A 14,030-nucleotide genomic window follows, 5' to 3' on the forward strand; every position below is an offset into this window, starting at 1 on the left:
TGAATGCCGGAGTGTGTCGAGTTGATAAGTGTGGTACAATATCTTGCATTTACGTTTTTTGCAAAGCACTACTTGCTGCGCTCCATCGCCCCGTAAATTACATCGCAGAGCCTGTAAAATATCCGGGAAGTTCCCGCCGGATTTCCATAAATTGCCTTTTTAACCAAACACCCTTTCCGCATGACACATGCTACCTCCAACCCGAAGATCCACGAAGGCCGCAATTTGAAACGTTTTCGCGAAATGCTCGGTATCAAGCAAGACGCGCTTGCATTTGAGCTCGGCGAAGACTGGAATCAGCAGAGAATCTCCACCCTCGAACAAAAGGAAAAGATCGACTCTGAGATTTTGGAACAGGTTGCGGCGATTCTTAAGATCCCGGCTGAGGCGATCCGAAATTTTGATGAGGAGAAGGCTGTGAATATTATTTCAAATACATTCAATGGTAATTCGGCAGCAAATGCTGTATATCACAACCCTGTTTATCATCCAATTGATAAATTGATGCAGCTTCATGAGGAGAAGATTGCTTTGTATGAGCGGATGTTGAAGGAGAAGGATGAGATGATGGGGCGGTTGGAGCGGTTGATTGGGGGGAGGTAGGGTTTGGAGCCTAAAATCTGTATAGCAGCACCAGCCGCAATAGTGATCCATAGTAAGTGCACAAGCAATTGAAACAAATTCCTAGATGACAAGGTACAAGAAACAATTCCTTAGTAATCTCAATTTCGATACCTGGCTCAGAAATCACTCTAATGACCATTATGCAAAATGGTGTCGAGAACTTTACCCCTACTCGATATTCAATTTAATCGACTTCTCAGAACATGCGCTTCACAAAAAGCAAAGGTTATGGTATAACTTCATTACATATCGGGCTGAAATTCTATGTATTGAAATGCAAGAAAATGGAAGGTTTTGTAGTGAATTTTCTCTGAATTACAATAATGTCTCAAAAGGTATTGGTTGGAACAACAGACTATGGAATGAAACATTTAAAATCATATATACCGATAAATTTGAATTTATAACTGTATTTACTTCCAAGAATGATCCATCCAAGATTATTGTATCCAATTTCATGAAGGGAAAATTCTTAGCTATTGAGAAAAATAAATCAAAACCTCTATCAGATTTATTGTTTCGAACCCTTATTGCTCATATGTGCAAAGAGAAATTTATAGGAGGTACGCATGCGAGAACTTATGACATATTAAATTCTGGTCACCGAAAATTGCCAAGTCACCCCGAGATCGACATAAGATACATAAGCTATACACCTATATATTCCATGGAGAGAGAGTTATGGATAGCATACTCTTTCAGTGAAGAGAGAGCTCATAGAGAGGCGATTGCAATAGCGAATCAGTGTAACGAACTGATTGTAGTTTACATTAAGCCAACCTATACTAGGCACCACAGATGCAAATTTGAAAACACGCAAGTAGTTTCAGCGTTTGAATTTTGGTCATCTCTTAATATTAACTTGCGTAGTAAATACGACAAACAAATAAGGTTTTTACAAAATCATTTAAATTCGGATACACCCATAGATTTAATCCTCCTACGAAAACAAATAGACGACCCCGAAACAAATGCAGTAGAAATTTCAAAGCCAGATTTGCTCGAAGCATTTAGCGTAATGAAAATACCGCCAGGAAGCGAAAAAGATATTTTTTATAAGTTAGCCGCTTTTAATTTAATTAATTATTGGGCTTCTAAACAGCGTAAAAAAGATGTAATAGAAAATGAGCAGGACGATTTGTTTAGAAACATTTACTATTTTAAGGGGTATCTCTCAAATTTTGTTACCGACTTAATTAAGCAAAGGAGGCTGCATATTAAGATTTACATAAATATGAATTTGTTGTTGATTGAGGTGAATAAATTCCAATTCAGCTTTCATAATGTACCCAAAAATAACGTAATTGATGAGTATGAGAAGAGCGAAGATAATATTGAAATAGAATGGTGTGGAAAGCGGCTTCAACCTGTTGCAAGTTTAATTTTCAAACTCTCAAAAGCATTAAATACAAAGCCGTAAAGGGCAATAAAATGTATCAATAGTTCGAGTTGGATAATAATATTAAGTAATGAACTCAGAATTTGTACCCAACCCTAACCCCAATCAACTCCACCCCTAGCGCCTCCTCAATCCGCACGATCGTCTCGATCGTAAAATTACAAATCCCCCAGAGCACACAGTTGACAGCCAATCCCGATCAAATTTTTGCAAGCGCCACTTGCATAAATTCGGTGTATCATCAAGCCCGAATAGTATCCTCCTGCTCAATCAATTTCTTGATAGTCGCCATCGGTAGAAACATTCGCCCACTACCCGGGAGGTCGATAAAGTCGTGTTTATTATAAAAACTTTTTGCAGCGTCATCCAAAGGATCGACTATCACTGCCATTGAAGCAACAACCTCAGAATGTGTTAAGGCTTTTTTTAATGCCACATACAGCAGTGAAGAGCCAAGTCCCTGGCCTTTCACAGTAATATCAAGCGCCAATCTTCCCAGTAATGTTGCGGGAAAGTCTACGTAGCCTTTCGGCAACTTAGCAAGTATAACTTCTGGTAAATCTTCCCGAGGAATAGAGGCTGCCGAAAGAGTAAAGTACCCTTTAACTATTTTTTCACTATCCTCCAAAACGTAACAAACTGCTAACGCTCGCTTTACATCTTGCTTTGCTTGTTTTTTAATGTAATCGTCTAATGATTCTCTCTCACATTTGAAGTTTTCTTTTTTGTGGCCATTGTCAAGTACATTGATGCTAAATTCCATTTATTTTATGGTTTAAGGCCGATAGCTGGGCTTTCTTAAGACCTTCCCCGGGAGCCGGTGGATTCAAAATAGCATTCACAAAAATGTTCTTGTCTTCAATCGTTTTCAGAATCTTCTCATTATCCATGATAATTTTACTAGCCTCTGTGTTAACGCAATAAACAATGAACTCTGACAGGCTTTTGAAGCCCCGAAGTGAGGAAGCATACTTGATCAGCTCCTTTTGTTCTTTGCTGATCCGAACATCGATGCGGTCATTGATTATAGTTGCCATGTGTTGTTGTGCTGTTGTGTCGTCGTAACCGACGATATCCTGAATATGGCTATAAATGTACGTAAAATACACGTACCAGAAACCTTAGCTAGTAAGATTTCTGCATCAAACTCACCCGTTATAACCCGGGTCAAATTCCACGATCCATTCGATACCATATTTGTCCCTGAACATTCCGGCGTAGGTCCCCCAGGGGCTGTCGCCCATCGGCCCCTCGATATTTCCGCCTGCCGATAGTCCGTTGAAAAGTTGGTCTGCTTCTTCACGACTTTCTGCACTGATTGAAATTTTGGACCTGTTTTCGTTTTCATTTACCCGTCCCATAAATTCCGGAACATCATTGGCTATTAACACATTATGCTTGCCTATTGGCAAAACAATGGTCATGATTTTATTCGCCTCGCTTTCCGGTATCGGAAATTCATCGCTTGACAGGTCTTTGAAACGAATGATCTTCGTAAAATCTCCGCCAAACACTGATTTATAGAAATTGAACGCTTCCTCAGCATTTCCATTGAAGTTGATCCAGGGATTGATTGCTCTCATCACTTAATTTTTTAGGTTCTGAATTGAAGGACATCGGATGCTCCGAAATACAAAGATGAAATTTAGTCCGGTATTTAAACCTGTGTAAATGCGACAATTAAGCGGGTGAATACCGCCAAAATTGAGCTGTTGTGCCCACATTATCCGCCTGATAATACATGAAAACATACTTTGGCGGCCTCGTCCGGGGCTTTATAATGTTTCCGAAAGTATTCCTAAAATTGCCCCTTTCTAATATTCGCAATTTGCGTGTCCATTCGCTGTTTCCAACCTGGGCCATTTCTTCGGTCGAGATATGGCGCTGTAAGTTTTTCGTATTCTGATTGAGCTCTTAACAATGGGGCTGTCATCATACATCCGATATTCCGGCTTTCAAGACCGTACGATCTCCTAAGGCTGTCGATTTTAGCTATTTGCGCTCGGTCTGCTGAATCCAATACTATTGGAAAGCCGAAAGTTTCGTACACGATCAGCCCATTTTTGATGTCAGATACAGCCTTGATTTTATATTCAGACAACAATTCTTCGTATTCTCTTTTGGCACTAAGAACCGCCAACGCCGCGTAATACAAAATGAGAAGGAGAAATGCCGTATTAAAGGCAATATTGATTTTCAGAAAACGGCTCGTATATGGAATCTTATTAGGTTTTATACCAGCAAAAAAAGCCGAAAGCAGCGCACCTCCCGATAATATGCCCAACAAAGTAAGCCACTCGAAACTAGCCAGAGAGTCCATTAAATTGACATACACTTCGTAGTTGATGTAATAATCTGGGGCCACAACAGCGATCAACAGCACTGCCAGGATGACTACATTTATAATCAGCAATTTTTTCACCGGGAGGAAATTTTGAAAGTCATTCCAAAATAAGAACTTACTACTAAATGTCCAACAAGATTACCGGTCACTGCCAACGGGGAACATACACAAATCCGGAACAGGCAGCGGAAATCAGTCCGCCCCGGAGTCGTTTAACCTGATCAATGATTTTATACAATTTACTGCTATCGCTCAGTCCGACTTTTGTATGAAAGATCACAGGTATGAAACCATCGCTTATAAGTTGGCCTGTTGCCGGGTTGCTGATGTTAGCACCGGCATTGGTCAATTCACAAGAGGGCCCACAGACATTTATCAAATCAAAGAACAAAGTCACAATGAATGCATCACAGCAACTTCTACACGAAACAGATTCTCCCCTGCCGAAAAAGTTTCAACTAATTAATGGGCTCAAAATGGCCTATGTGGATGCAGGTAAAGGCGATCCGATCATCTTTCTTCACGGAAACCCTGCGTCCAGCTACATCTGGCGGAATATTATACCCCACGTCACGGAGTTAGGCCGCTGTATCGCACCCGACCTGATGGGTATGGGCGACTCCGACCATTTCACAGACAAAGCAGCCTATACATTTGCAAATAATGAAAAATACCTGGACGAACTTTTCAGCAGCCTGGGCATTCAAAAGAATATCGTTTTCGTGGTACACGACTGGGGCTCCGTACTCGCTTTCGACTGGGCAAGAAAGCATCCCGGTGCAGTGAAGGGCATTGTGTACATGGAAGCCATCACAAAACCACGCTCGTGGGATGAGGTGCCCGGGGTGGCGCGGGAAACTTTTCAAAAACTTCGCACCCAAGAAGGTGAGCAAATGGTACTTATCGGAAATTCTTTCATTGAGTTCAATTTGCCCAAAACGATTTTACGCTCTTTGTCGCCGGAAGAAATGGCAGAATACCGGCGTCCATTTACCGAGCCTGGCGAAGGCAGGCGCGCCATGCTCAGCTGGGCACGGCAGTTGCCGCTGGGTGGCGAACCGGCCGATATCGTCAGTGTCGTAAATGATAACAGTAGCTGGTTAAGCGAAACAAACATTCCCAAACTATTTATCGAGGCGGCACCCGGGACTTTGGCCGAAGCAGAGAAAGAGGCATGCAAACGCTGGCCCAACCAGGACCACATTGTTGTAAACGGGCATCATAATCTGCAAGAGGATTCTGCAACTGAAATTGGCGCAGCGATTGCCTGGTGGTTGCGGAAAATCAGGTAAAATGGTAGATTCACTCCTTATTCTATGCAAACATTCGAACCGGCTCCCTGTTTAAGCCCTTATGTGAAAGCATTTGTGGTAATTGAAAGCAGCGACACCCAAATAAACCGGTTGTTGCCGGATACTTGTGTGGTTGCAGCAATCCGTTTAAATGGGGACGTGCTATTTAAAGAGGACTCCGGGGATATCCGTCTTCCCATGTGGTCTTTATCGGGTCTGAGAAAGTCGTACAGCATCGTTGAATATGGAAAAAACAGTGCTAATATTCTTGTTCAATTCAGGGAGGGCGGCGCAGCGGCTTTTTTCAATTTGCCTGTCCATGAACTATTCGGATTAAATGTTAGTCTGGATAATTTCTTCAAACCGTCTGAACTGGCCGTATTAGAAGAGCAGTTGCAGCATGTTGTATCTATTGAACAAAAAGTAGGCATCGTGCAGCAGTTCTTTATGGCAAGAATCAGTTACCAAAAGGCTGATCTTCTCATTGCCGACTCGGTCAAGAAAATAAAGGCTGCAAACGGGCTGATTAACGTGAGGAACTTGTCCGACAGCCTGTATATCAGTCTGGATGCATTCGAAAAGAGATTTAGAAAAAGTGTGGGTACCACGCCAAAACGGTTTGCCGATATAGTCCGTATGCAAGCACTGATCACGCAGGTAGAGGCAACCGGTACACTACTCGAACCGGCGCTGGATGCAGGTTTTTTTGATCAGTCACACTTTATCCGGGATTTCAAAAAATTCACCGGCCTCACCCCCAAAGAACTTCTGAGCGGATTTTCGCGGTAGAAGTCAAAAAGGAAATCTTACCCCGAAAGTTAGCTGTCGTGGCCTCACTTGAAAACTGCTTTCCGCTATTGTAAACGCGGTATTTACGATTGAAAGGTAGTTTTTGGCGTTCGTGAGGTTTGTCCCTTTGATTTCAAGATCGATCTTCCTTTTTCCAAAAGTGTAACGGTACCGCAGGTTCAGGTAAAACTGGTTTTGACGTACTCCTCCCCGGGTTACATATTGCTCTGTGTCTAGTCGCAAGGCATGTGCATCATCCGGATAAATGTCGATTCCTAACTGCAATTGTGAAATTCCCGACGTTTTTTTGCGCTGCTCTGCCAGGCCATTTTGAAAAAAATTGGCAGTTCCCGCAAGTTCGATACCAAGATAAGTGGTAAATAATGTTGATGCAGATAAACCCACCCGGTAATTCCAGTTGCGGACCTGAACTTCGCGACCAGTTACAATCTGTTCGGATCGCGTAAATCCGAAGTCGCTGTTTAATTTGAATGAAGTTTTGATGCCGCCAAAGTACTTCCCAACGCCCAAGTGAAAATTCTCTGAAAGCTGGATGTTGTTGTTCAAAACATAAGTAAGTTGGGAAGCACCAGTTGAATCGATACCGGTACGGTATTGCAGGTTGTTATTGATCCGCAGCACCGAACCGGCCAGATTAAAGAAGACCAGCGAAAGCGGGTTTTTATAATTAATCCCAATTCTCCCCATGAGGATCCGGTTGACCGGAATGGCTCCGTTGGTCTTTTGTAAGTTTCTGTACGACCTCAAAAGGAAGCCACTATACAGCTGTGGCGGGTTTCCGAAGTCATATGAATAGCTCGCACCTGATGTGAAATCAATGTAATCTGTGGCTTGGTACCTTGTTGTTACCGAAGGCTCGAATGCCAGTCGTGATTGCTTTTGACGATCATCTCCGATGAAATTCGTTAAGCTGAATGCATGCATCCTCAACGGTAGGTTCAGTTCTAGCTGCCATTTTTTAGACTCATAATAGCTGCCTAGTTGTGCAAACGAAGTCAAATGTGCATACTTCAAATCGTTCTGGAATGCATTGCTGTGAGTCTGCGTGCTATCGTTGGCCGCAGTCTTTATAGCACTTTCGAACAGATGATTTTGGAAGTTCAAACCGATTGCCGGCGTGACAGACACTTTTGAAAATTGCCGCGTAAAGCTGACGGAGTTTCTGGTATCAAATTCAGCAGTAAATACGTTTTGAGAGATGGATTGGAAACTTTTTCCGGCATTGAATATTTCGAAAAAAACGCCCGGGCGGACGAGCAGCGCCTCCGGCCGCCGATTGTATGCCATTTGCGAATGGATATTCAATAGCTGCTTGCCCACATTTTTGATCATCGTAAGGTTGTTCTGGAGCTGAGTTTGTTCGGTCGTTAAATTCTGGTCCGTTGGGAGCAGATTCCTGCTCAGCCTGCCGGATCCGTCCAGTTGTCCGAACTGTGCACCAGCGTTATTCTTCAGAAAAATTCGCTCTGTATTTTTTTCGACTACCAAATTAGCATGCAAAGCCTTCGAATGAAATCGGTTCGAGATCCGCTCATCAATTTCGACAACTCCGCCGGGAGTTAGCAACCTCGTGTAGTTCCTTCCGGCTTGTTCCTGCGTCTCGTCCCGTATTCCAAGCCCAAGTTTCAGTTCGGTTTGGCTCCTGGTTTTTTTGATCAAATTTAAGGAGGCCAGGTGCGATCTGTTGTCGAGCCACCGGTCGGTGCTGATATTTGGAGTATTCAACGATTGAATGCTGAGTACGGGAGCTGGAATCGGTGACGATTTGGTCAGTGCATCCAGTTGCCTCGAAAGGTCCGTCCCGACATTGTTGCTCTGCACGCTCGCAATCAACTGGAAACTTTTATTGAATATCATGGGCGTGATATTCACATCCCACAACGCCGGACTCAGCCCCACACCCGCTTTCGCGCTTCCCGTTGTCGTAATTTTTTTCAGCTGAATGTTCAGTGAAGCTTTCTCCGAAAATACTTTTGATTTCAAAATTTTGATCGGCTGATCATTCTCTATCACCTGCACTTTCCTTACCGCGTCGGCCGGTAGGTTTTCATTGGCAAGATTGTATCTGCCTTCCAACAGGTCCAGGCCGTTGATGTAGTATTTCTCTATTGGGTTTCCCTGATAGAGGATCTGGCCGTTTGGCTTTACCTCAATACCGGGCATGCGTTTGATGACGTCCGCAATTGTCCGGTCACCTTCTGCCTGGAATGCGCTGACCTGGTAATCGATCGTATCTTTCCGCAAAATAACGGGCGGTGCCTTCACCGTAAGTTCCTGCAGTTTCAATGCGCTTTCCTTCAAAACCAATTGTGTGGACTGTGTTCTGTTGGGGAGCGCAAACAGTCCGGCTTCGAATCCCAGCCGCGTCGCCTTGATCGTCAGCGAGTCGACCGATAGCGCTGCTTTCAGCGTAAAACTTCCGTCATCCCCACTGAAAGTGAAGGCTGATATTGTATTGCTTTTGTTAACGATAGCGATGTTCGCGTTCGGAATCGCCCTGCCGCGCTCATCCATCACCTTGCCCGATATCGTTGTTTGGGCGTAGGCATGGAAGCAGCCGATCTGAATGAGCAAAATCAGGGCTGAGATGATTTGCTTAGCTAATCCGACCTTCAATTCGTAAAAAACTCAATTGGGTTGTTGTTGGACTTTTGCTTTTGCTGCACTCGCTGGACTATTTCGCTTCGGCCTGATGTGAAAACAACGCCGGATTGTTCCGCTACGCCGATCGGGTTCGCCCGATATTCCTGCTGCTTTTTAAAAAATGTTCGCTTATCGGTTTTGACAGTTTTGGGCGTCTGATCATAAACGTCGCGCCGCGATTGCTTCAAACCATCTAAAACAAATTCGTATTGCTTTTTTGAATCGGCGAGGCGAACTATCAGGCCGGGTAATCCGCAAAACTTGTACGGACCTTCACTGACCGGCACGGTCTCGGTAAACCAGGCCTCCCATATCCTACCCCCAAATTCCGTAGTGGCCCGTTGGGCGGGGTAACCCGAAACTGTCGCTGTGTCTTGTGTCAGAACCCATTGCAAATGGCCCGGGACTTCGGTGTATGAAAAGTAATTATGATAGATTCGGTCTACTGTATGGGTCACATTGCAGCCGTGTTTCACAATGCTGAAATCGAAGTCGGTTGGATGTTGCCGAAGAAATGACATCAGATTTCGGCGATTTTCAGCAGCATCAGCTGCTGAGATTGCCGAATCCTGCAAATACCTGTTTTTACTCTTGAAAAGCGACTGCTCCTGTTTGATAAATAAAAAAAACGATTCCGTTTTGGAAACGGCGCTTGTACTATCGGGAAAAAATGTCAGCTGGAAAATGCAGGTGATATCGTAGGAAACAGGCGCGAACGCCTTATCCTGGCCCATTGTAAAGCGGCATGCCAACATCAGCATTGCTACACAAGCGAATCGAATCATATCACCTAATGTATGTTTTAAATATGAATATATTGTAATTTACTAATAGTACCTCATTGTCGGAAGTATTTCGGAGGATCAGCGTGCAAAAAATAGAAAGCAGATTCAGTTAGTACGAGAAGGCCATGAAATAAACTTGAAGCCCAAGGCTATTATATATCCAATTTCCTGTCGCCGGAAGCTAAAAAGTAACGGGATACAATGCCAAAAGTAAACCTGCTCAAGCAAAAATTACCAGCAGTTTCCCGCCGGTAATTTGCAGCTTAAACAACGTTGAGTATATGCCTTTTCGGACCGGTCAATGCCTGATTGAGACCTTGCAGGATTGTGTTGATCCGTCCTTTTGAGTTACCACGGCCATGTAAACGCCACCTGGGAATCCCGAAACATCGATTACTTCCGAACCAGGACTTTTGGACACGTACGCAACGTGTCCGTCCAGGCTGTAAAGTGTGATTTCCTTAATATTGGTAAGTGATATTCCCTTGATCGTGATGTTGTTTACTGCAGGGTTTGGGTAAACTGACAGTTTGAAAATGTGATCAAAGCGCAAATCCCTGATTGTGCTGTATGTGAAACTTCCATCTAAGTCCAGCATCCTGAGGCGATAAAAATTGCTGCCGTTTTCGGGATTCAGATGCGTGTAGGAATAATCCGTCGACGATGCGCTGGTTCCGGAGGCTGCGATCCGGCTTATTAAATTCCAGGTCTTTCCATTGGTGCTATGTTGCAGCTCAAAAGCAGCGCTGTTCACTTCGGAGCTGGTCTGCCAGGTCAGAAACGCACTGTTTTCCTGCCTGGTTGCTTCAAATAAAGTGAGCGTTACAGGCAGGGCACCTTCCGACTGTCCGGAGATAAAAAATCCACTAAATTCGGTGGCAGCAAATTTAACGGCGTAAATATTCCCGTTATCCAAAGTGGTAACTTCCACATCATCAATAACTTCCATTTCCCCCGAGTAGCTATCCGGTAACCCTGTCGGACTCGTTCCATGAAAGGCCACTACTTTCAACTTCGCCGGCAAGCTCGCATTATGGGCGTTTCCGTAAGCGTCGTTATAGTCGTCGAATTCCTGTTTTGTAAAAAACAAAGTCACATTAAATGCCGACTCACCCGAAAATACCTGCACCGGTGTAATGTCGACGTACCGTTTTACAAACACCTTGTGCGCTGCTGTTAAAGTAGGTGTGCCCGCTATGTGGGTAGTCACAGCAATATTGGCAACGATAGGTTCTTCACTGGTCGGTTCCAGCACCGCGAGTGTCTGGCAGTCTTTTGTAAATGCGGTCACACCTGCAAATACGAACATGGAAACAGACTGATCATCCGAGGGCAGTCCGGCAGGTAACGGCAGCGCCTGAAATTCGTAGGCGCCCATGTCTATGCTCTTATTGAAGAACCGGGCATTCCCATCCAGATCGTCTTCCGCAGGAAATGATGTATCGGCAAATCCATGATTAATAGCAGGTGAACAGGATTTCAACCTGAAATCGTTGCCCTCCGGGTTGACAAACTGCGGGTCGGTACCGCCATCCAGGACACCAAGATTCTCATCGGCAGGCAGCCCCTGCATAATGCTGGTCACGACGGAGTATTCGGCATTCAGCTTAAAGAAACCGGTGTTGTTCCCGGAGACTATTGTATTTGAGATATTCATTCCCCCGGGCGCAACCAACGCCAGTCCGCCGCCCGCCGGTGCCGTGTTTTTAGTGATCGTTGTGTTCATTACATACAGATTTTCTGCCGCATTGGATATCCCGCCGCCAACTTCCGTGGCCGTATTTCCGTTAAAAAGGCAGTTAATAAGCCGCGACTCTGAATAGGACTCGGCATGGTAAAGTCCGCCACCGCTCCCATTCAATGCCTTGTTCATGCTGAAAATCGTGTTGATGATCTGCACTGAGCCTCCTTCCACATAAAGTCCGCCACCGTTGATTTGCGCCTCATTCTCAAGAAAAGCACAATTGCTGATCGTTAGCCCCACATGGTCCAGGTACATTCCCCCGCCACTCGATGCCTTGCCCCCTTTGATCGTAAAGCCATCGAGAATGTCGTCAGTGTCAAGATTGCTAAAAAAATTATAAATTACAGGCGCTTCATTTCCTTTCAAGATCGTCGCACCAGGAACATTTCCGCGCGGAACAGGCATTGGCCGTTCGTCGGGCGAGGATTCATCCCCATTAAATCCGCCATAGAATTTAACACCGTGAATCAGCGAAAACGACTCACCTGTTCCCGGCTGGTATTCTCCTTTTGCCACCCAGATCTCGTCATCCGGAGAAGCGGCATTGAGTGCCTCCTGCAAAGTCGGGAAAGCCGCTTCCCAGCTCAGCCCATCAGGATTTTCCGCTGTGCTTGCTGCATTCACACGCCATTTGACGGCTGGTACCACCTCGAAAACACCCAGATCAATCCGCCCGTTTCGTGACCGTTCCTGCGCTGACATATCCGTCTGAACAAGCTCGTAGCCGGTGGGAAAGTCACTCAAATCGGTCGCAGGATCGCCCTTATTAATGGCTGGGCTCGTGTTTCTTTGCGTGTAATTCCGGTCAAATGTATTTTCAAACTGCGGATCAGCATCAATGATATTAGTTCCGCCTGCAAATCCACCCTGGATCAGTGAATAGGAAACGACAGGCGTTCCGTCGGAGGTGCCCACACTATTGATACTACTGAAACCATTAGTGGCCGCAGGATCATAATTGTTCCAGATGATAGCATTTCTGATCACCGGGGAAGCGCTTCCTGTATTGCCGATCGCCCCACCGCTACCCGCTGTATTGCTGCCATTTACTGTGTTTTCGGTAATGGTGCAGTTGGTCAGTACCGGTGACGAACTTTCATTGAAGATCGCACCGCCCGCACCGGAGTTCGATCCTTTTGCCTCATTGAGATAAAAAAGACATTGTGTAATGTTCGGACCGGAGTTAAGGTTATAAATCGCCCCGCCTTTTCCAAGTTCCTTGTTGGGATCGGTTTTGTTATTAAGAAAAACACAATTCGTAATCACCGGGGAAGAATTGACATTGTACATTCCTCCTCCAAAACTGGTATTGCCGTCGGAAAAACCGTTGCCTTCTGAAATGTAAAATCCTTCCAGACGCGCCGTGTTGTCAATGTTATTGTTAAAAATCACCGTATTCCCGCGTCCCTTCAGCACCGTGCGGTACTCCACAATATTCCGGTAGTCCAGCCGCGACTCTTCATCGCCATAAAATCCACCGAAAAGCTTCACCCCATTCACCATTTCAAAATAACCTCCATTCGTCTCCGGCTGGTATTCCCCGCTGGCAACCCAGATTTCTTTTACCTCTGGCTTATTCCTGGCTGCGTCCAAAGCATAGTGAAGCTGACCCAACGCGTTATTCCAGCTGCCGCCGTTACCCGGCGTCGAGACATTTTTATTAACAAACAGCACGCCATCACCATTTGGTGTCGCCTCAGCTGCCGGGTCGTACGAGCTCACCGTTCCGTTTATGACGAGATCATCGATATGCGAGTAGTTTTGATAACGCGTATCGGTATTGGTCACGGCAAATTTGATCGTGATGGTATTTCGCAGGTTAGAAACCGTTTGGGTGCGGGTAGCGTTCAGCAGGCTACTGTTGGCTGGGATTGACGCGCCATAATTCACATCGTTGATCTTGATCTGGAAACTGCCATTGTCGGCGGAAAGCTTTTTGAATGAAATGCTGGTAATCTCCGCCTGGTAGCGCTCATCCATTTTCAGCGTAAGGATGTAGGTGTGGTTATGGCCGAGGATTGCTGCCCCGTAATTCGTCGAACCTCCTGAAGTAATGCCCCTGAAATAAAGTGATCCGCCGGTTGAGGACCAGGATGCATCCATTTTATCCGAAATAGTCTCCGGTGTATTCAGGTTCTGGTCATTGAAATTATTACGGTAAAGCTGCGCGGATGCCTGCCGGGATGCCAGGAAACCGAGTGCGAGGATCAGTACTAAGCATTTAAAGATTGAAAAAAAAGTTGGTAGAGATTTTGTTCGCATGGTTCAGGTCGGTTTGTATGAGATCGATGGTTCGCATTTATTCCCGACAATATTCGCCCGTATGCCCCAAACGGATTGCTATTTTTTCGTCAAAAGCTGTTCAAATTTCGTCAGCGACCTTAGCAAC

Annotated in this window: 11 protein-coding genes; 4 read left to right on the forward strand and 7 right to left on the reverse strand. The window is 45.1% G+C overall.

The features are described from left to right. Window positions 1-180: 180 nt before the first annotated feature. Window positions 181-603, forward strand: a complete 423-nt coding sequence (locus FXO21_RS26720; RefSeq protein ID WP_149642957.1) for a helix-turn-helix domain-containing protein — start codon at window positions 181-183, stop codon at window positions 601-603. A gap of 85 nt (window positions 604-688) precedes the next feature. Further along, window positions 689-2,044 carry a hypothetical protein gene (locus FXO21_RS26725; RefSeq protein WP_149642958.1) on the forward strand — a complete coding sequence of 452 codons (1,356 nt, stop codon included), beginning with the start codon at window positions 689-691 and terminating at the stop codon, window positions 2,042-2,044. A gap of 220 nt (window positions 2,045-2,264) precedes the next feature. Here FXO21_RS26725 and FXO21_RS26730 read toward each other — a convergent pair whose 3' ends face one another. From FXO21_RS26730 to FXO21_RS26745, 4 genes are all read right to left on the reverse strand, one after another. Next, complete coding sequence (locus FXO21_RS26730; protein WP_149642959.1) at window positions 2,265-2,786, reverse strand: GNAT family N-acetyltransferase; 522 nt, start codon at window positions 2,784-2,786, stop codon at window positions 2,265-2,267. Continuing rightward, entirely contained in the window at window positions 2,776-3,060 is a 285-nt protein-coding gene (locus FXO21_RS26735; protein WP_149642960.1) for a type II toxin-antitoxin system TacA family antitoxin, read from the reverse strand. Before FXO21_RS26735 ends, FXO21_RS26730 begins: the two co-directional genes overlap by 11 nt. Window positions 3,061-3,171: 111 nt before the next feature. Beyond that, window positions 3,172-3,606 (reverse strand): VOC family protein, encoded by a 435-nt coding sequence (locus FXO21_RS26740; RefSeq protein WP_149642961.1) that lies wholly within the window; start codon window positions 3,604-3,606, stop codon window positions 3,172-3,174. Between the two features lie 215 nt (window positions 3,607-3,821). Continuing rightward, window positions 3,822-4,445: an FEKKY domain-containing protein gene (locus FXO21_RS26745; protein ID WP_149642962.1), complete on the reverse strand. Its 624-nt coding sequence runs from the start codon at window positions 4,443-4,445 to the stop codon at window positions 3,822-3,824. 320 nt (window positions 4,446-4,765) lie between these two features. On the opposite strand from FXO21_RS26745, the gene FXO21_RS26750 reads away from it, so the two are divergent. Both FXO21_RS26750 and FXO21_RS26755 read left to right on the forward strand, forming a co-directional pair. Further along, window positions 4,766-5,659, forward strand: coding sequence for a haloalkane dehalogenase (locus FXO21_RS26750; RefSeq protein ID WP_149642963.1), 894 nt, complete (start codon window positions 4,766-4,768; stop codon window positions 5,657-5,659). Window positions 5,660-5,683: 24 nt separating this feature from the next. Further along, on the forward strand, window positions 5,684-6,448 hold the full coding sequence (locus FXO21_RS26755; RefSeq protein ID WP_149642964.1) for a helix-turn-helix transcriptional regulator: 765 nt from the start codon (window positions 5,684-5,686) through the stop codon (window positions 6,446-6,448). Between the two features lie 3 nt (window positions 6,449-6,451). Here the strand turns inward: FXO21_RS26755 and FXO21_RS26760 are convergent, their stop codons facing one another. From FXO21_RS26760 to FXO21_RS26770, 3 genes are all read right to left on the reverse strand, one after another. Continuing rightward, on the reverse strand, window positions 6,452-9,085 hold the full coding sequence (locus FXO21_RS26760) for a carboxypeptidase-like regulatory domain-containing protein (RefSeq protein WP_149642965.1): 2,634 nt from the start codon (window positions 9,083-9,085) through the stop codon (window positions 6,452-6,454). Beyond that, entirely contained in the window at window positions 9,082-9,897 is an 816-nt protein-coding gene (locus FXO21_RS26765; protein ID WP_149642966.1) for a GLPGLI family protein, read from the reverse strand. Before FXO21_RS26765 ends, FXO21_RS26760 begins: the two co-directional genes overlap by 4 nt. Before the next feature lie 298 nt (window positions 9,898-10,195). Then, window positions 10,196-13,903 (reverse strand): T9SS type A sorting domain-containing protein, encoded by a 3,708-nt coding sequence (locus tag FXO21_RS26770; RefSeq protein ID WP_149642967.1) that lies wholly within the window; start codon window positions 13,901-13,903, stop codon window positions 10,196-10,198. Window positions 13,904-14,030: the final 127 nt, after the last annotated feature.

Source organism: Dyadobacter sp. UC 10 (assembly GCF_008369915.1).
Classification (GTDB): Bacteria; Bacteroidota; Bacteroidia; order Cytophagales; family Spirosomataceae; genus Dyadobacter.

Excerpts from the sequence above, each read along its gene's own strand:
- FXO21_RS26720 (WP_149642957.1), top strand. The coding sequence starts at position 181 with ATGACACATGCTACCTCCAACCCGAAGATCCACGAAGGCCGCAATTTG.
- FXO21_RS26725 (WP_149642958.1), top strand. The coding sequence starts at position 689 with ATGACAAGGTACAAGAAACAATTCCTTAGTAATCTCAATTTCGATACC.
- FXO21_RS26730 (WP_149642959.1), bottom strand. The coding sequence starts at position 2,786 with ATGGAATTTAGCATCAATGTACTTGACAATGGCCACAAAAAAGAAAAC.
- FXO21_RS26735 (WP_149642960.1), bottom strand. The coding sequence starts at position 3,060 with ATGGCAACTATAATCAATGACCGCATCGATGTTCGGATCAGCAAAGAA.
- FXO21_RS26740 (WP_149642961.1), bottom strand. The coding sequence starts at position 3,606 with ATGAGAGCAATCAATCCCTGGATCAACTTCAATGGAAATGCTGAGGAA.
- FXO21_RS26750 (WP_149642963.1), top strand. The coding sequence starts at position 4,766 with ATGAATGCATCACAGCAACTTCTACACGAAACAGATTCTCCCCTGCCG.
- FXO21_RS26755 (WP_149642964.1), top strand. The coding sequence starts at position 5,684 with ATGCAAACATTCGAACCGGCTCCCTGTTTAAGCCCTTATGTGAAAGCA.
- FXO21_RS26765 (WP_149642966.1), bottom strand. The coding sequence starts at position 9,897 with ATGATTCGATTCGCTTGTGTAGCAATGCTGATGTTGGCATGCCGCTTT.
- FXO21_RS26770 (WP_149642967.1), bottom strand. The coding sequence starts at position 13,903 with ATGCGAACAAAATCTCTACCAACTTTTTTTTCAATCTTTAAATGCTTA.